The organism is Arthrobacter parietis (genome assembly GCF_039530425.1).
In the GTDB taxonomy this organism is placed as follows: Bacteria; Actinomycetota; Actinomycetes; order Actinomycetales; family Micrococcaceae; genus Arthrobacter_D; species Arthrobacter_D parietis.
The window spans coordinates 1206959-1224781 of record NZ_BAAAON010000001.1 but is presented as its reverse complement, the minus strand read 5'-3'; the positions used below and the strand labels follow the sequence as shown (position 1 = coordinate 1224781).

Genomic DNA, 17823 nt, shown 5'->3' with positions numbered 1-17823 from the left:
TCAATCATTTTTCACTTGCGGGGAGGGCGTACGGCATGGCCGCCGAACTGGTTGCGCAGGGCCGCAACCATCTTCAGCGAGGGTGCATCCTCCTGCCGCGAGCTGAATCGGGCAAAGAGCGCAGCAGTGATGGCTGGTGCGGCCACTTCATTGGCAATAGCCTGCTCAACCGTCCACCGCCCTTCGCCTGAGTCCTCAACGTAAGCGCCAACCTGGGTGAGTTTCGGGTCTTCCTCGAGCGCCTTCACCAACAGGTCCAGTAGCCAGGACCGCACGACTGTACCCTTTTGCCATGCGCGGAACGTCCCGTGTACATCCTTGATGATGTCTTTTGCCTCGAGCAGTTCGTAGCCCTCGGCGTAAGCCTGCATCAGACCGTACTCAATCCCGTTATGCACCATTTTTGCGTAGTGTCCCGCACCGGTGTCTCCCACATGGACGAAGCTTTCTTCGCGGTCACCTTCCGGACGCAAGGCATCGAAGACCGGCATCACCCGTTCAACGTCGTCGGCAGCTCCGCCGACCATCAGCCCATATCCGTTCTCAAGGCCCCATACACCGCCGGAGACCCCACAATCAACAAAGGCAATGCCTTTGAGTGACAACTGCTCGCTGTGTTCCTGATCGGTACTGAACTTGGTATTGCCGCCATCAATCACGAGATCGCCCTCGGAGAGCTTCTCTCCCAACTCGGCAATCACCTGATCGGTAATCTTTCCAGCCGGGACCATGACCCAGACCACCCGTGGAGTGGGGATCGTAGCAATCAGTTCATCAAGACTTGCGACGTCGGATACATCCGGATTGCGGTCGTAACCGGAGACCTCAATGCCCTTGGAACGCAACCGTTCCCGCATGTTATGTCCCATTTTTCCGAGTCCGATTAGGCCGATGTGCAAAGTATCCTCCATGGGTTTCGGTGGGATGGACGGTCTCGCTGCTACTGGTTTGGCAACCTCACCGGCATCAACAAGTACCTGTAATCTTCCCGGTCAGCGCCGGTTGCCTCTTCCTGCGCCGAGATAACAGCGGGTTTGGGCGGGGTGGTGAAGGAGAACCGCACGAAGCGGCTGCTGAAGGCACCAAGACCTTCACTCAGGTAATGGGGGTTGAAGGCAACGGTAATGTCCTCGCCGTCCAGGGTAGCTTCGATGGCTTCGGATGCCTGGGCATCCTCACCCGTACCGGCGTCAAGTACCACCTGGCCCGCACTGAAAGCGAGGCGCACAGGCGTATTCCGCTCGGCCACCAAGGACACACGACGGACTGCTTCGACCAGCAAACTCGTCTCCACCGTTGCATGGATGGGTGTGCTGTCCGGGAATAGGGACCGGATTTTGGGGTAATCGCCGTCAACCAGCAAAGAGGTGGTTCGCCGGCCGCCACTTTCGAAGCCGATGAGTTCACTGTTGTCAGACAGCGCGATGTTGAGATCTCCGGATCCGCCCAGGGTCTTTGCCACTTCGCTCAGAGTCTTGGCTTTGACCAGGGCGCTGGTGGAGATTCCAGGATTCGTCGGTTTCCAGGAGAGTTCACGCAACGCCAGGCGATAACGGTCGGTGGCGAGGAAGGTGATCAGGTCTTCCTCGATTTCCATCCGTACACCGGTGAGGATGGGCAGTGTGTCATCCCTGCTGGCAGCGATGATGACCTGAGAAACGGCTTCGGCGAAAGCATCGCCGTCGACGACGCCGCTGACCTCCGGCAGCGCTGGAAGTTCGGGATACTCCGCTTCCGGCATCGTCGCCAGGTTGAAGCGGCTGTTACGGCAGGTCAGTGTGACCTTGGATCCGTCAGTCTCTACCTCAACCGGTGCGGACGGAAGGCTGCGGCAAATGTCAGCGAGTAACCGGCCGGACACGAGAATGGTGCCTTCTTCGGCTACATCAGCGGCAATTTCCAAACGAGCTGAGATTTCGTAGTCAAAGCTGGCCAAGCTGAGACTGCCTGCACCCGCCTTGATCAACAGTCCCGACAGCACCGGTACGGGAGGACGCGGTGACAAGGAACGCGCCGTCCATGTGACGGCCTCAGCCAGGACATCGCGCTCGACTCGGAATTTCACTGAAGGGTGCCGCCTTTCGCGAGGTACATGGGGGAAGCCACTCGGCCTCGACCTGTCCGACGATTCTTTGCGGGCGAAGGAGGAGGCGTGAGCAAGCGTCAACTCTACTGAGTCACAGCTTAGCGCGACACAGCGGACAGTCTTGCCGGATGGCCTGGAGGGGAAATGTTATTTGGAACAGATCGATGGATTAAGGATCAGTAGTGTTAATAACTCCTGTGGATACTGTGGATAACCTTCCCAGTACTGGCATTTCCGCGGATTCTCCCTGTGTACAGCATGTGAGCTGAAGACGGAGAAGTACCAGGTGTGCTGTGCATGAGATAGCCGTAATTCAGCGGTCCACAGGCTTCCCTGGCGTTGTCCTCATTAACGTCCACGGGAATCCGGTAGTTATCCACAATTGTTTCCACAGATGTTAATTCACGCGCGGCTGAGGTATGTACCAAAGGTCCTATGAATCTTTCCGGTGGTGCTTTATCCGGTTGGTCAGTTCGGTCACCTGGTTGTAGATGGCCCGGCGTTCCGCCATGAGCTCGCGAATTTTGCGGTCAGCGTGGATGACAGTGGTGTGATCCCGTCCTCCCAGCTCTTGGCCTATTTTCGGTAGTGACATATCGGTCAGCTCACGGCACAGGTACATCGCAATCTGCCGTGCCGTGACCAGCGTGCGCGTTCGCGACTTGCTGCACAGGTCATCAAGAGTGATGTTGAAGTACTCAGCTGTCTGCGCCATGATCAGCGACGATGTAATTTCCTGGGCGCCGTCGTCACTGATCAAGTCCTTGAGCACGATCTCGGCCAGGTTCTTGTCCACCGCCTGGCGGTTCAGGCTGGCGAAGGCTGTTACGCGGATCAGCGCACCCTCGAGTTCACGGATGTTCGTGGAGATCTTCGACGCGATGTACTCAAGCACCTCATCGGGTGCGCTCATTCCTTCGCTGATTGCCTTCTTACGAAGGATGGCGATCCGGGTTTCCAGTTCCGGCGGCTGGATGTCAGTAAGGAGCCCCCACTCGAAGCGCGAACGCATCCGCTCCTCGAAGCCGGACAGCTGCTTGGGCGGAAGATCAGAGGTGATGACCACCTGCTTGCTATGGTTGTGCAGGGCGTTGAAGGTGTGAAAGAACTCCTCCTGTGTACGATCTTTGCCGGAGAGGAACTGAATGTCATCGATGAGCAGGATGTCGACGTTCCGATACGTCTGCTTGAAGCTTGTGCCTTCATCATCGCGAATTGAGTTGATGAAGTCGTTCGTGAATTCCTCGGAGTTCACGTAGCGAACCCGGATCCCTGTGTAGAGGTGGCGGGCGTAGTGGCCGATGGCGTGTAGCAGGTGAGTTTTACCCAGCCCGGAATCGCCGTAGATAAAGAGCGGATTGTACGCCTTGGCCGGCGCCTCGGCGACCGCCACTGCGGCCGCATGCGCAAACCGGTTCGATGAACCAATGACGAAGGTGTCGAAGATGTATTTAGGATTCAGTCGCCCGAACTCATGGGAGTTGCTCGGTGGAGTGGGCGATGGCGTCTGGTCCCGCGGCGCACTTTCCTCCGGAATCTCTTCCGGTTCTTCTTCAATGATCGGAGTGAGTTCCGGATCAATGACGAACGCGCACTGGATATCCTCTCGGAAAACGTCTTTTAGTGCGTCATTGAGCTGGCTCTTCAGCTGACTCTGCAAAACTTCGCGGGTCAGTTCATTCGGAACGGCCACCAGCAGGGTTGTCCCGATGAGTCCCTGTGCCTGCGCCAGCACCACGAACCCACGTTGACGTGGAGATATCCGCTCGTCCTGTTCCAGGGTTCGGATGACCTTGCGCCAGGAGCTTCCTACATCATTGATCTCGTCTGTACTCACTCGCGTCCTCAGTTGTCAGTTCTTTTGAGCCATCTTGACCCCGTAGCAGGGTCAGTAATCCACAGAGTTATGCACAGTACGTGGATAATTGCGCCACCCGGCAACAGTAGACGATGAAAAGTACAGAGGATAGCTGGGCCCGCGCCTGTGGATAAGGTAGTTCCCGCGAGTGCCCGTAGGGTGCAGGAGCGGCCGGTTGTCGGCAGTTGTCCACACGGTTCACAGGACGCCGCGCGCTGTGTCGAAGCCGGTCGGTTTGACCGCCTTGTGTTCGGTGCCCTAACGTTATGTAGTCCTTTATGTCTGCATTTTGCGTGCCTCCGTACGGCCAGCCAAGCGCTGAACAGTATGCTGTTGCCCGCCAACGCAGATGTACTACAACTTCATTGCGCCAGTCCGTTCTTCCCCCTTGTTGCAACGGCAGCGCATGCCAAGAACGTTCTGGAGTATCACAGTGAGCAAGCGGACCTTTCAGCCGAATAACCGCCGTCGTGCCAAGAAGCACGGCTTCCGCCTTCGCATGCGCACCCGCGCCGGCCGCGCCATCCTGTCTGCGCGCCGCGGCAAGGGACGCACCGAGCTTTCGGCCTAGCATCAGTCAATCCGTCCGCCGGTGTTGTCTCAACTGACAACGCCCTGACCGTCCCGGAGCTCCAGGTGCTTCCTATCGCCCACCGAGTTCGGACGGCCACAGATTTTTCACATACCGTTCGTTCCGGTACCCGTTCGGGGTGCCGGAACTTGGTGTTATATGCGGTCGGAACCGGAGCCGGTAGGCCTTCGCGTTTCGGTTTCATTGTGTCGAAAAGTGTGGGGAACGCGGTAACAAGGAACCTCGTTAAGAGGAGACTGAGAGAAGCAGCAGCGTCAGCGCTGGTGAAGCGACCGGTCGGAGTAGATGTTGTCGTACGTGCACTGCCTTCGGCGGCTTCGGCGGGTTGGCCCGAGCTCAGTTCCGATTTTGAACGATGCCTGGCATCGAGTGTGAAGCGGTTCAGCAAGGACCGCGGCAGAAAGGGAGACGGCAGATGACACGGGATCATTCGCCGTCCAAACTCTCCGGGCTGTTGTCGCTGCCACGTGTCATTCTTATCGGCATCCTTGTTGGCTACCGCCGCTTGATATCACCCCTCTATGGACCGGTATGCCGATTTTTCCCCTCCTGCTCGGCCTACGCACTTGAAGCTGTGACCGTCCATGGTGCTGGAAAGGGTTCATGGCTAGCTGCCAGGCGGCTCTGCCGGTGCCATCCCTGGAACGACGGCGGCGTGGACCACGTGCCGTCTGGTGGGCGACGCTTTGCACCCGGTGAGGAACCACAGATTGTAGTGCTGAATCACCCGGTGATTCCTGCAGACGAGGAAAGCCGCCCAGCGGCCTGAGGAGCAACAGATTATGGATTTCTTCGAAACGATTCTCCTGCCCTTCCGATGGCTGGTGTCTTGGGTCATGCAGGCTTTCCACGAGGGATTCACCTTCCTCGGGATGGACGCGGCGTCCGGCTGGACCTGGACGCTGTCCATTGTTGGCCTGGTTGTGGTCATCCGAGCCGCATTGATCCCCGTCTTCGTGAAGCAGATCAAGGCCCAGCGCGGGATGCAGGCGCTGCAGCCGGACCTTCGGAAGCTGCAGCAGAAATACAAGGGCAAGACGGATCAGCTTTCGCGTCAGGCAATGACGCAGGAGCAGATGGCACTGTACAAGAAGCATGGGACAAACCCGTTTGCTGCGTGTCTGCCGATCCTGATCCAAATGCCGTTCTTCTTCGCTTTGTTCACTGTTCTGAACGGTGTATCCACCGCAAGCGACAATGGTGAGGGTATCGGTGCTCTGACCGTCGACGATGTGCAGCAGTTCGATGCTGCCGAGATCTTCGGTGCGCCCCTCTCCTCCTCCCTGCTTCACGGGTTCGGTACTGAGGGACATACCTCAGTGGTGGTCCTTTCGATCATCATGATCCTTGCCATGACTGCCTCGCAGTTCATCACGCAGAAGCAGATCATGGCCAAGAACATGTCCGAAGAGGCCATGCAGAGTCCCTTCATGCGGCAGCAGAAGATCATGCTGTACATCCTTCCGCTGGTCTTCGGTATTGGTGGAATCAACTTTCCGATCGGTGTGCTCATCTACTGGACCACTACCAACCTCTGGACCATGGTTCAGCAGTTCTACGTGATCAGGCGGATGCCTACTCCGGGGTCCCCGGCGGCGAAGGCCCTGGCCGAGCGTCGCGCAAAGAAGGGACTGCCCATGGTTCCGTTGCTCGGCGAGAAGAAGAGTGAACCGGCAGTCGAAGTTGTTGCTCCACCCAAAGCTCAACGAGTACAGCCTCAGCGCAAGAACAGGAAACGCAAATGAGCACTGACAACATGCAGGAAGAATCTCTTCAGACAGTTGCTGGGGACGCCGGCGCCCAGGACGCAGGAGACCAAAATGAAGCGACCTCAGCGGAAGACGAGGGCGACGTCGCCGCTGACTACCTGGAGGAACTCCTGGACATAGCGGATCTAGACGGTGATATCGACATTGAGGTGCGAAATGGGCGCACCTACATCTCGATCGTGTCGGAAGAGAATGAAGCACGGGGACTTGAAGCTCTTGTCGGTCGGGATGGGGAGGTTCTTGAAGCACTCCAGGAACTGGCACGGCTCTCGGTGCTTACGTCGACGGAACACCGCTCACGTCTTGTTCTGGATATTGACGGATTTCGTGAGGCCCGTAACAAGGAGCTCCGCGAGATCGCCGAACAGGCAGTAAGTACGGTCAAGGAAGGCGGCACAGAGGTAGCTCTCGCGCCGATGTCTGCATACGAACGCAAAATCGTCCACGACATTGTTGCGGATCTGGGCATGGTCAGCGAGTCCGAGGGTGAGGGGTCACGGCGCCACATCGTAGTGTCAGCCGGATCCTGACATCCCGTCTGTCTTTCCCAAAGGAGGGATTGCCTTGACGATTGAGATCAGCACGAAGGAACTTCTTGCTGCGCGCACCATCTTCGGTGACGACCTTCCGCTTGCTGAGCGCTTCGTACACCACTTGGCTACGTCAGGGATCGAGCGAGGTCTTCTCGGACCTCGCGAGTTGCCGCGCTTGTGGGACAGGCATGTCCTTAACTGTGCGGTTGTCGGTGAACTGATTCCAGAGGCGTCTCGCGTTGCTGATGTCGGTAGTGGTGCCGGCTTGCCTGGGTTGGCTCTTGCCATCGCCAGACCGGATGCTGCATTCCTCCTGATTGAGCCCCTCGAACGAAGAGTGAACTGGCTTCGCGAGGTGACCGAGGATCTCGGCCTGAAGAACGTGGAGATTTTTCGCGGTCGCGCTGAGCAAGCTATCGGAAAGTCTGACGTAGATGTTGTTACAGCTCGCGCTGTGTCCGCGCTGTCCGGGCTCGCCTCGCTCACCATGCCACTCCTTAAGGGTCCGGGAGAGGTCCTCGCCATCAAGGGGCGAAGCGCGGGTGAAGAAGTAGAGAAGGCGGCGAAGATCATCCGCCGTTTGGGTGGAAAGTCGACGCGCGTTGAAACAGTGGGTGGCGATCTCCTTGACGAACCGACGACGGTAGTCCGTATCGTCGTCGAACGCTGATCTCGCCTCTACAGGGAAGTTCCACCACACAAGGGATTGCCTGCCGGGGTATGGGGCCTACACCCGATAACCTAGAGTGGAACACCCGGACCGGAAAGTGAGCAAAACGCTTGTGACGAAAGATTCTGCCATGCGACGCGAGCAGCCTACGTCGATGATGGGTTCGTCCTTGGCAATCACTATCGCCGATATTCAACCCGAAGTGTTTTCGAACCCGACAAACACCGGCATCGTTTCACGTGAAACGGGCAGCACGGGCGGGACAAGTGATTCAAGTCAGGCCACCAGCGTGAAATCTAATGGAAGTACCAGGAACGTCATGGATGTTCTCGACGACAGCACCCCTTTGGCGCGTGAGCTTGCGTCGGAGAACCGGCGACGCGAGAAGCTACTGGGGCGCTCTTTGCCTCGGCCGGCCGAGACGCGTGTGCTTACCGTCAGCAATCAAAAGGGCGGCGTCGGCAAGACGACCACAACAGTGAATCTCGCGGCAGGTCTCGCCTCCTCCGGCTTGAACGTTCTTGTTATCGACATCGACCCGCAAGGAAACGCCTCTACCGCTCTGGGCATTGAGCATCATGCCGAAGTGGACAGCATTTACGATGTCCTGATCGATGACCTTCCACTGTCGAGTGTGGTGGCACCGTGCCCAGATGTTCCAAACCTGATCTGCGCGCCCGCGACAATTCACTTGGCCGGCGCTGAAATTGAGCTCGTCTCGCTGGTGGCTCGTGAGCAGCGGCTGCGGCGTGCCATCGATCTATATGCGAAAGAGCGTGCGGAGAATGGTGAGGACCGTTTGGATTTCATCTTCATCGACTGCCCGCCAAGTCTCGGTTTATTGACCGTCAATGCTTTTGTAGCGGCTCGTGAAGTCCTTATACCCATCCAGTGCGAGTACTACGCTCTAGAGGGTTTGAGCCAGCTTCTGAAGAACATCGAGATGATCCAGAAGCACCTCAATGCTGATCTGGTTGTGTCTACGATCCTTCTCACCATGTACGACGGCCGAACTAATCTGGCCGCGCAGGTGGCTGCCGAGGTTCGCGAGCACTTCCCCCACCAGGTCTTAAAAGCGGTTGTTCCCCGTTCTGTGCGGATATCAGAGGCTCCCAGCTACCAGCAGACAGTACTTACCTATGACCCATCATCGAGTGGTGCACTGTCCTATTTAGAAGCGGCCGCTGAAATAGCGGAACGCTCCTAGAGCGCCTGCGCTGTATAGCGCATCCCCCACAGTAGACTGAACGCGTTATCAATCGTTGCAGTTTGTCTGCTCTCCTTTGAGAGGAACCGTTTCATGCCTGAGAAGCGTAGGGGTCTAGGTCGAGGACTTGGCGCGCTCATACCGAGCAGCGCAGAACAACAGGATGGAAACGCAGGCAGTACTAGCACGAGGGTCACTGAGCGTGGGCGTCCAGTTGACCTCTTCTTCCCCACCGGCGCATCTAATGGCGCCGGTGATCGCTCAAGTGATGGCGGAGAGCGGGATGAGCCGTCGCAGTCGTCTACGCGATCGTCGATTAACAAGGAGGCGCTGACCGCGCCCTCGAAGCGACAGACCGGACGTAACCAGGCAGGGCTCAAGAAGCAACCGCCGATCAGGGCAGCAAAAGCCAAGGCGGAACTCACTGGTCAAGGCACTGTTGCAACACCGGTTGATCCGGCGATTGATGATCAGAAGACAGACCAGAGCGGCATCACGGCGGAGCCTGCTCTGGATGCAGCGGGTTTGCAGACAAGCCCCGGCGACGCGACCACCTTGGCGGCATCTGACGCAGTTGAGTTGCAGCGCCCGGCCGCGAAGGAACCTTCGCCTGTGTCCCGAGTTGAAGGGGCGTCGCCGGGCTCCGAAGCCGAGCCGGGCGAGGATAAGACGGGTATCGTCGACGCCGGAACCGATACCGCTGATGACGTTTCACCCGATGACGTTTCACGTGAAACGCTTCGCGAGGTGCCGGGAGCCCGTTTCGCCGAACTCCCGATTGACTCCATTCACCCTAACCGGAAGCAGCCCCGTAACGTCTTCGACGAAGACGAGATGGCTGAGCTGGTGCACTCTGTCCGTGAAATTGGTGTGCTGCAACCGGTAGTGGTTCGTGTCTCCCCTGAGGGCGGAGAACAGAACTACGAGCTAGTGATGGGCGAGCGTCGTTGGCGAGCATCAAAAGAGGCCGGCCTTGAAACCGTTCCAGCAATCATCCGCGATACCACGGACGATGATCTTCTCCGGGATGCCCTTCTGGAAAACCTGCACCGTAGTCAACTCAATCCACTTGAGGAAGCTGCTGCGTACCAACAGCTTCTCGAGGACTTCGGTTGTTCTCAAGAGGAGCTGGCGGTGCGCATCGGGCGTTCCCGACCGCAGATCTCGAACACATTGCGGCTGATGAAACTGCCACCGCTCGTGCAGCGCCGCCTGGCAGCTGGCGTGCTCAGTGCTGGGCACGCGAGGGCGCTTCTCGGACTGTCCGATCCAGCTGAGATGGAGAAGCTGGCACAACGGATCGTCGCTGAGGGTCTATCCGTCCGTTCCACAGAAGAGATCGTTGCCATGAGTGACGGTCTGCGCCGGCCATCGAAGCCAAGTAGTCCGCGAGTTGGCGCGCGACATGAGCGCCTCGATTACCTTGCTACCTCGCTGTCCGATCGGTTGGACACCAGTGTCAAGATCACACTGGGCGCAAAAAAGGGACGGGTGAGTATTGAGTTCGCGAGTGTCGACGACCTGAACCGAATCATGGGGGTACTTGCACCGACTCCATAGTGGGAAGGAGCGGTCAATAGGTTCTGAAAAGGCGTCGTTTGCGTGGAAGTTTCACGTGAAACGGCGCCTTTTCGTGGTCAGACCGGTGCTGCCGAGGACGGGTCGTTTACAGTTGCGAAGTCCGCTCGGGCCAGATCTGCGGTTCCACCTGCGCTGAAGGTGTAATCAGGGGTTGATGACTCCGCGTAGCATTCGCACGGTGCGTCGAAGTCATCGCCGCATACAGCGGCGAATCACGCTGAGGCCACGCGACCCCTATGGGCGCGCTATATGCTACTGCTATCTGGGTTGGAAGGCGTTTGGTGTTTAATGGTCCCTGCGCTGGTCAAAATTGGCTGAAGGTAGGACCGGGGTTTGAAACAGAGACCTGTCTACCGTACCCACCCGGTTGCTGGTGGTACCGCTCGCACCTTTGCACGATGGGCTAGTTGACGACTGCGTGGCTGATGGCACCGGATACGACGGCGGAGGAAAGTGTCACGCGGAACTCCGAGCACTCGTGGCGAGCCTCTGCATTGTAGGAAATTGCTCGTGCAGGAGTGCCAAGGAACGAACGGTTTCACGTGAAACACCGGTACACCGGAATGCCATCTCGGTGAGCGGCTGTTGCGAAGGGCGGGCGACCCGAGGGCGACGGGCGGGCGACAGGCACGGGCACTACGCGGTCGGCGTCATTAACGAGTTGCCGATTGGCTTAACCGATTGAATTGTTCAGCGGCGGTATTGGTGCGTGTTGCCGTTGATTCAGGCTACGGGCGGGCAGCTTCCAGCTCTATGCTGTCGGAGCAAGCCGTTTCACGTGAAACGCGCGATACTACTGACCGGATGCAATGTGACGATGCGCTATGCGGCTCCGGTTGTGGCCATGTCGCGCGTTGCCATGTGCCCTGGCTCCTCGCCAACTGTTCTATTTTCCTACTCACTCGCTTCAGGGAAAGTAAACCGTAGCCCAATTTGTATGAGTGTCTGCGTATGAGTGTCCGCGGGCGCTTCAGAAGTATCGCCGAAGACAACGTTGCTGGAGGCTGAGGCGGGTCGTTTCGTGCAGTCTGCGCTCGGGGACCCCAATGGCCACCACGGCGCCCACGTCCCGTATTTGCCGCCTAGCCTTTGAAGACCTGTAACTTGCAAACCGGCACGACCCCGTCGCTACACGTTTGGAGTCCCAGTTTCACGTGAAACTCGACCGAATGAGTGCCTGCGTGACGCTGTTGGGAGCCAGGCCTGGTACTGCCTGGATCCGTTCCGAAGGACGGGCAGTTCGATTGAGCGCGAAGCTCTGGGGCAGCAAGCCTAACGAAGGCCGGCCCCGGATAGCTCCTCGGGATCGAGCTGCCACCGACGCGCGAGCGGGGCTAAGTCGCGATGGGTTGTCGATGGTCCGGCTTCATGAATCAGGAAGTCCGAAGGTTTCACGTGAAACCGCCGGTTTCCCTATCTGACCTGGCTGGTGACGCCGGCGGGTGTGTTCTTGGACGGACGTTAGCGCCCTGTGAACAGAGTCGGCATCTGCGATCAGAGCACCGATTCCCTTTGGCTTTTGGTGGGTCGCCTTGTAAGTACCTGACCGCTCGCGCGTTCCACGTGAAACGTACCGGCCAGCATCGGGCGGCTAGCCAGTGTTGGCGCGGGACTGCCGCTGACATCCAGGACGCTCAGGAGATAGAGGACCTGTCGGACAAGTCCTCGGACCAGCGTCTGCTATCGGTCCACAGCAGACCGGGGGCGGGATACGATTTTCGGTGAGCCGTTGGCTGGATTGAAGTTTTAGTGACCTTTGATCCACTTCCGCCACTGAAGCGCCGCGCGCATGGAGGTTGTGTTCCACGTGAAACATTGTTCCCTTGAAGATGAGCGTCTGGACATAAGCGTGAGGTGGCACCGCGATTTCATGCATGAAAAAGCCGGGGCCCGATTGGGCGGCCCGGCTTCTTCTGATCCGCGTTCTTAGAGGAACTGTGCAAACTCCTGTTCCAACACCTGCTTTGGCTTGGCACCAATTGAGGTAGCCGCCACTTCCCCGTCCTGGAAGACGTACACAGCGGGAATTGACGTGATCCCGTACTTCGCCGCCGTGGCAGGGTTGTCATCAACATTCAGCTTCACGACATCGATCTTGTCGGCGTGCTCTGAAGCGATGTCATCAAGGATTGGCGATAGTTTACGGCAGGGGCCACACCACTCGGCCCAGAAATCAACCATTACGGGTTTCGAAGCGTTGAGTACATCGGCTTCGAACGAACTGTCAGTAACTTCCTTTGCATCGCTCATATCTCTACTCCTTTTCGAGGGTTATACGGAAGCCGTCTCGGAGACTTCTTCTGCTACCGGTGTCGGTACTTCAGCGGCTGTCTGCACAGTGTCTCCCAGATCAGCGAGGTAGTGCTCGACATCGATGGCAGCAACACAGCCGGAACCGGACGCCGTGATGGCCTGACGGTACGTCGGGTCAATGACGTCCCCGGCTGCAAACACACCGGGCAAGGAGGTCTTGGATGTCCGCCCGAGAACGGCAATGGTTCCTTCACCTGTCAGCTTGAGCTGATCTTTGACCAGGTCGATCCGAGGGTCGTTGCCGATCGCCACAAACACTCCAGTGACAGCTAGTTCCCGGGAGGAATCGTCGACGGTGCTCGCGAGCGTCAGACCGGTCACCTTGTCGGTGCCATGGATAGCTGCCACTTCCGCGTTCCACTCGAAGCGGATCTTCTCGTGAGCCAGTGCGCGGTCCTGCATGATTCGTGACGCGCGGAGGGAATCACGCCTGTGGACCACCGTAACCGAGCGGGCAAACTTGGTCAGGAAGAGTGCCTCCTCCATAGCTGAGTCACCTCCGCCGATAACGGCAATGTCCTGGTCCTTGAAGAAGAACCCGTCACAGGTGGCGCACCAGCTGACTCCGTGACCGGAAAGTCGCTTCTCATCTTCGAGGCCGAGTTCGCGGTAAGCGGATCCGGTGGAGATGATGACCGCACGAGCCCTGAACGTCTCACCGGTGCCGATGGTAACGGCTTTGACGTCTCCAGAGAGGTCTACCGACGTCACATCTTCAAAAAGGATCTCAGTTCCAAAGCGCGCTGCCTGCTTCTCGAAGTTCTCCATGAGGTCAGGGCCCATGACACCTTCGGGGAATCCCGGATAATTCTCGACGTCAGTCGTATTCATCAATTCGCCGCCAGCGGTCACCGAGCTGGCGATCAGCAGCGGTGAAAGATTGGCCCTTGCTGTGTAGACCGCGGCGGTGTATCCAGCGGGACCGGACCCTACGATGATGACGTCGCGGATATCGCTTGGCGAATTGCTGCCGTTGTCTGTCTCAGTGCTCACGGGTTTGATGAACCTTTCTATCGGTGAGAGCGATCGAACCGTCAGTCCAGTCGCGATCATTTGCAATAACGACAGGTCAACTGCCGTTATTCCGTGTCCCGGGCAGAGGGGTAGTCGCTAGGAGATGTTGATCTCGGCGATACGCATTCCCCATGGGTACTGTGCCTGAACGTTGGAAAGCCTGGGGAGCTGAGTGAAATTGACGATCACATACTGCGCTGTGGCAGGAGCACCATCGACCTGCGGCACATTGAACGTCACCGACGGTCCGGTGAAGCCCGACTGCGCCACCTGGGTAGCACCGTCAAGTGTCGGCTCATCATTCAGCAATACACTGAAGCTGCCGCCCGAGCTGTTCAGTTGTTCAATCTGAATTTCCGAGATGCTGGATGGCTCTTCCAGTTCGACCACGAGCGCAAGGTTCTGAGCGAGCCCGCCGAAGGTTTCGTTTGCGTAGACGAGGCTGCCCCAGAAGCTTGCAGGGTTATCGTCGATGATTGCCCCGAGGTCACCGTCGGTCTGGGAGTTGAGCTCGGGATTATCCGGCACCAGGCGAGTGACGCTTGTGGCGACCGGGGGTACCAGCTCCGGTGTCGGTGTTGCAGAGCCTGAGGCGGACGGAGAGGGAGCCGCGCTGTCCGTGGGTTCGACGGTACTCTCCGTCGTTGCGCTCTCGTTGGCGACAGGCGGGTCGAAGATGGGCCGCAATTGGGTGACAGCGAGGACGACCGCACCGACAATTACAAGAGCGAGGACAATACCCACGAGCAGGCGCGTGAAGCGGGGATTATTCTCGCGATCTTCATCCTCGTCGTAATCCTCGTACGGGCCGTCGTCGTCATACTGGCTACCGGCAGCGGTAGCTCCGCCCGCAGCAGCGGCGGGGAAACGCGACGCCGGCCGCTGGGATGATGATCGGTCTTCCGGGCGGTCGTAATCGTCTTCGGACCAGGCCGTGACTTTCGCCCGCTCGTTCCGCTCGTCAGCCGGGATAGCCCGGGGAGGGGCGCTCGGTGGCGGTGGAACACTCGCATTGCCTCCGACGGGGCGGGATGCCGAGATGTCCTGCGGTGCAGTGCCTGGATCTGCCTGTCCGGACGCGGCGGCAGCACCCGCAGCAGCTCCGCCAGCGGTGCCGGCCGCAGACCCGCGGCCGAAACGGGGCATCCGCGCCTTCGGGAGGCGTGCCGGCCGCCGTTCCGGCTCGTGGTGATAGTCGTCGTCGTCCTCGTGGGTTTCCGGCTCCGTGGAACGGGCAACACCGAAGATTTCCGAACCGAGGGTGTCTGTGAAGAACGGTTCGATATAGGGGGCATCCTGCTGGATCACAAGGTCCAGGAGGTCAGCCGCCGGTGCGCGGTTGGTGACAAGGTAGGTGCCGGCGTCGGTGATTCCGAGATCAAGAACCTGGATATTACCGGACCGCTCACCCGTGGCGACTTCGCGGGCGCTCGTGGCAACCTGACCGGCGTTGGAAGGCGATGCCACCAGGATGCTGACCGGCCGATTGAGCACCTGGTCCACGCCATCGAGCACCAGGTCCTTCTCAGCAGAGGCGAGGACGTAAGCGGTGACCTTGTACCGGCCGCCCAGTACTGAGCCGACGTCTACTGCTTCTGGCACGTGTTCCTCCCGGATGTGGATACTTTGTACCAATGCTACCGGCCACTTCCGGGCAGATAGTGCGCACGCGCGGGGCCACCGCTTACCGGCGTGCGAAGCGGGATAGGAGCGGAGCGAGGAAGTCGCTCAGTTCGGTGATCCGCAGGACTTTCAGCATGCCGATGTAGACCCCTGCCATCAGCGGTCCGGCAACCAGCAAAACGACGACGGCGCTTCCCACCGACTGCCAGACGAACCCGTCCGGCTGGTAGGCACCGAAAAACCACAACAGCCCGGCGCCGAAAGCCGCGGCGATGAGGCCCGCAACGGTCAGCCGGACGTGCACGTCGTAAATATGCCCAGCTCCGTATCCGCCGATTTTCCGGACCAGAAACACATGACTGACGACGACGGCCACAATATTGCCGAGGGTGAAGCTGAGAGCCAGCATGGGAACGATGAGAGCCGGCTCGAACAGACTGGCGGTGAGGGCCAGTGCAACCCCGGTGACCGAGAGGATGAGCTGGATTTTCAGCGGGGTGATGGCGTCTTCCGCCGCGTAGAAAACCCGGTTGAGGAAGAAATTGGCGCTGAGGAAGGGCGCGCCGACCGCCAGCAGCGTGATGATCAGTGCGTTGAGTGCGCCGCCGGCACGGATACCACCGGAGAAGACCATGCCAAGCGGCGCGGCCAGGGCCAGTAGCGCTGCTGCACCGAAAACGGTGGCCACGCCGATGGTCCGCATGCCCAGGGACAGTGTTTCTTTGGTGGTTTCCACATCACCCTGCGAGTGCGCGGCCGCTAGACGATTGAACATGACGGTTGCCAGCGATAGCGCAATCACGGAGTGCGGCAGAACATAGACCAGCGACCCGATGTCCAGGTTGGTCAGACCGGCAATGTAGACGTCGTCGGGCAGGTCGGTTCGAGCTTCTGTGGCGATCGTGGCCACCCACTGGTTGATCATGTAGAGACCGTTGCCGATCAGCATGGTCACGATCGTGATGGAAGCCAGCCGTCCTGTCTTGCCGAGCCCGACGCCGCGCCACCCGAACCTGGGACGAAGGCCGAGGTGCAATCGGCGCAGCGGGACGATGAGGACCACCGCCTGGATGACGATGCCGAGGGTGGTGCCGCCGGCCAGCAGCAACGTATGGGTGGGAGTCCACGTATCGGGGGTATGGCCAGTGGTCCGTTCGGCGCCCAGCATCACGATGAAGGCAATGAGGAAACCGATCGAGACGATGTTATTGACCACTGGAGCCCACATGTACGGGCCGAAGGAGCCGTTGGCGTTAAGCACCTGGCCAATGATCGAGTAAAGCCCGTAGAAGAAGATCTGTGGCAGGCACCAATAGGCAAAGACCGTAGTGAGGGCCAGCGCGTCACCGGACACATTGGTGAGCAGGTCCGCCAGGAACGGCGCAGCGAGCGTAATCAGCACCGTAAGAATGAACAGGACGATGACCGAGAGCGTCATCAGGCGGCTTACGAAGTCCGAACCGCGGTCCTCCTGCTGGCTCGCCCGGATGATTTGCGGCACGAGCACTGCGTTGAACACACCGCCGGCAACCATCAGGAAGATGTAGGTCGGCAGGTTGTTGGCAGCAGGAAACAGGTCGGACACCGCGCCGGCCGTGCCGATCGCCGTGGCGAGAAGAGCGACACGGACGAGGCCGAGGATACGCGAAACGAGGGTACCCGCGGCCATGATTGCGCTGGAACGTGCTGTTGTATCAGTGGGCGGAACGTTGCCCGCGGGAGTGGGACGGCGACTGGGCACCACGCCCGCATCCTGGACCGGTATTGAGGCGGTGTTGGTATCAGACATCGTGACTTATCGTCTCACCATTGGCGGCCGATTCCGGTAACCGCGGTCCACGCAGCAAGCCCGTAATCGCCACGGTATGACGGGCACCGGCTCAGAGGTACTGCGGCAGGACCTCTCGGGCGAGGTCGGCGATACGCCGCTCGTTAGGGAAGGAGAGCTTGCGGCCGAGGTCTGCGAGCGGAACCCATGCGACGTCGACGGCCTCGTGATCGGGATCATTCTCGATGGTCAGATGCCCGCCCGTAGAGACAAGGAGAAAGTGGTGGACCGTCTTGTGGACGCGGTGACCGCTGACAGTGAACCAGTAGTCAATACTGCCGAGCGCTGCGAGGACGCGGCCGCAGATGCCGGTTTCCTCCTCGATCTCCCTTACTGCTGCCTGTTCGTTGTTTTCCTGGTTCTCCGGATGTCCCTTGGGCAAACACCACTCAAGCCGTCCACCGCGGTTCAGCCTCGCGATGATTGCTACGTTGAGCAGGTCCGTAGAGGTGTCGACGACGATTCCGCCGGCCGAAACTTCCTCCACCGTGGGGAGGGACTGATGAATTAAAGGCGCGCCTGTTCGGCCCATTGACGCTGTCAATGGGGTGCGCTTTGGTGCGCTCGGAACGGGACGGTCCATGATCCCACTCTAACTACCTTTGCTGGGGGATGATGACCGCGCGGGCGGCTCCCCGCCAGCATGCAGGACGGTCGGCGTGTTGCCGTGCCGATGGTTCCACCGGCGACCCTTTAGCGCGTGCCCCCGTTCCCGTAATGGTGTTTGGGCTGATCTCTGGCACGCTTAA

General features: G+C 59.2%; 16 protein-coding genes. 8 read left to right on the top strand and 8 right to left on the bottom strand.

Features of this window, described 5'->3' with window-relative positions; all coding sequences use genetic code 11:
- Positions 1 to 11: 11 nt before the first annotated feature.
- The 3 genes from gnd to dnaA form a co-directional block, all read right to left on the bottom strand.
- On the bottom strand, positions 12 to 899 hold the full coding sequence (gene gnd, locus ABFX19_RS05745) for a phosphogluconate dehydrogenase (NAD(+)-dependent, decarboxylating) (RefSeq protein ID WP_346027788.1): 888 nt from the start codon (positions 897 to 899) through the stop codon (positions 12 to 14).
- Positions 900 to 940: 41 nt separating this feature from the next.
- Positions 941 to 2065, bottom strand: coding sequence for a DNA polymerase III subunit beta (dnaN, locus tag ABFX19_RS05740; RefSeq protein ID WP_277358071.1), 1125 nt, complete (start codon positions 2063 to 2065; stop codon positions 941 to 943).
- Between the two features lie 454 nt (positions 2066 to 2519).
- On the bottom strand, positions 2520 to 3923 hold the full coding sequence (gene dnaA / locus ABFX19_RS05735) for a chromosomal replication initiator protein DnaA (protein WP_277358070.1): 1404 nt from the start codon (positions 3921 to 3923) through the stop codon (positions 2520 to 2522).
- Positions 3924 to 4377: 454 nt separating this feature from the next.
- Between dnaA and rpmH the strand changes: the two genes are divergently transcribed.
- The 8 genes from rpmH (at position 4378) to ABFX19_RS05695 (ending at position 10275) form a co-directional block, all read left to right on the top strand.
- Positions 4378 to 4515 (top strand): 50S ribosomal protein L34, encoded by a 138-nt coding sequence (rpmH, locus tag ABFX19_RS05730; RefSeq protein WP_022892375.1) that lies wholly within the window; start codon positions 4378 to 4380, stop codon positions 4513 to 4515.
- 65 nt (positions 4516 to 4580) lie between these two features.
- Positions 4581 to 4955, top strand: coding sequence for a ribonuclease P protein component (gene rnpA, locus ABFX19_RS05725; protein ID WP_346027787.1), 375 nt, complete (start codon positions 4581 to 4583; stop codon positions 4953 to 4955).
- Entirely contained in the window at positions 4952 to 5305 is a 354-nt protein-coding gene (yidD, locus tag ABFX19_RS05720; RefSeq protein WP_346027786.1) for a membrane protein insertion efficiency factor YidD, read from the top strand. Before rnpA ends, yidD begins: the two co-directional genes overlap by 4 nt.
- A gap of 13 nt (positions 5306 to 5318) precedes the next feature.
- Complete coding sequence (yidC, locus tag ABFX19_RS05715; RefSeq protein WP_056545587.1) at positions 5319 to 6281, top strand: membrane protein insertase YidC; 963 nt, start codon at positions 5319 to 5321, stop codon at positions 6279 to 6281.
- On the top strand, positions 6278 to 6835 hold the full coding sequence (locus ABFX19_RS05710) for a Jag family protein (RefSeq protein ID WP_346027785.1): 558 nt from the start codon (positions 6278 to 6280) through the stop codon (positions 6833 to 6835). Before yidC ends, ABFX19_RS05710 begins: the two co-directional genes overlap by 4 nt.
- Before the next feature lie 34 nt (positions 6836 to 6869).
- Complete coding sequence (rsmG, locus tag ABFX19_RS05705) at positions 6870 to 7508, top strand: 16S rRNA (guanine(527)-N(7))-methyltransferase RsmG (RefSeq protein ID WP_428831013.1); 639 nt, start codon at positions 6870 to 6872, stop codon at positions 7506 to 7508.
- 97 nt (positions 7509 to 7605) lie between these two features.
- Positions 7606 to 8715, top strand: a complete 1110-nt coding sequence (locus tag ABFX19_RS05700; RefSeq protein ID WP_346027784.1) for a ParA family protein — start codon at positions 7606 to 7608, stop codon at positions 8713 to 8715.
- A 93-nt stretch (positions 8716 to 8808) separates the two neighbouring features.
- Positions 8809 to 10275 carry a ParB/RepB/Spo0J family partition protein gene (locus ABFX19_RS05695; protein WP_346027783.1) on the top strand — a complete coding sequence of 489 codons (1467 nt, stop codon included), beginning with the start codon at positions 8809 to 8811 and terminating at the stop codon, positions 10273 to 10275.
- 1947 nt (positions 10276 to 12222) lie between these two features.
- Here ABFX19_RS05695 and trxA read toward each other — a convergent pair.
- The 5 genes from trxA to ABFX19_RS05670 form a co-directional block, all read right to left on the bottom strand.
- Complete coding sequence (trxA, locus tag ABFX19_RS05690; protein WP_277358063.1) at positions 12223 to 12546, bottom strand: thioredoxin; 324 nt, start codon at positions 12544 to 12546, stop codon at positions 12223 to 12225.
- A gap of 21 nt (positions 12547 to 12567) precedes the next feature.
- The gene (gene trxB, locus ABFX19_RS05685; RefSeq protein ID WP_346027782.1) at positions 12568 to 13602 is read right to left on the bottom strand and encodes a thioredoxin-disulfide reductase; all 1035 of its coding nucleotides are present in this window, start codon (positions 13600 to 13602) and stop codon (positions 12568 to 12570) included.
- A gap of 117 nt (positions 13603 to 13719) precedes the next feature.
- Positions 13720 to 15225 carry an ABC transporter substrate-binding protein gene (locus ABFX19_RS05680; protein ID WP_346027781.1) on the bottom strand — a complete coding sequence of 502 codons (1506 nt, stop codon included), beginning with the start codon at positions 15223 to 15225 and terminating at the stop codon, positions 13720 to 13722.
- 82 nt (positions 15226 to 15307) lie between these two features.
- Positions 15308 to 17035, bottom strand: coding sequence for a murein biosynthesis integral membrane protein MurJ (gene murJ / locus ABFX19_RS05675; protein WP_277358504.1), 1728 nt, complete (start codon positions 17033 to 17035; stop codon positions 15308 to 15310).
- Between the two features lie 91 nt (positions 17036 to 17126).
- Positions 17127 to 17657, bottom strand: a complete 531-nt coding sequence (locus tag ABFX19_RS05670) for an NUDIX hydrolase (RefSeq protein WP_277358505.1) — start codon at positions 17655 to 17657, stop codon at positions 17127 to 17129.
- Positions 17658 to 17823 lie beyond the last annotated feature (166 nt).

What these genes read in the sequence shown, in the direction of transcription:
- ABFX19_RS05670 (WP_277358505.1), bottom strand. Translation starts at nt 17,657, where the DNA reads ATGGACCGTCCCGTTCCGAGCGCACCAAAGCGCACCCCATTGACAGCG.
- trxA (WP_277358063.1), bottom strand. Translation starts at nt 12,546, where the DNA reads ATGAGCGATGCAAAGGAAGTTACTGACAGTTCGTTCGAAGCCGATGTA.
- murJ (WP_277358504.1), bottom strand. Translation starts at nt 17,035, where the DNA reads ATGTCTGATACCAACACCGCCTCAATACCGGTCCAGGATGCGGGCGTG.
- ABFX19_RS05695 (WP_346027783.1), top strand. Translation starts at nt 8,809, where the DNA reads ATGCCTGAGAAGCGTAGGGGTCTAGGTCGAGGACTTGGCGCGCTCATA.
- yidC (WP_056545587.1), top strand. Translation starts at nt 5,319, where the DNA reads ATGGATTTCTTCGAAACGATTCTCCTGCCCTTCCGATGGCTGGTGTCT.
- yidD (WP_346027786.1), top strand. Translation starts at nt 4,952, where the DNA reads ATGACACGGGATCATTCGCCGTCCAAACTCTCCGGGCTGTTGTCGCTG.
- ABFX19_RS05710 (WP_346027785.1), top strand. Translation starts at nt 6,278, where the DNA reads ATGAGCACTGACAACATGCAGGAAGAATCTCTTCAGACAGTTGCTGGG.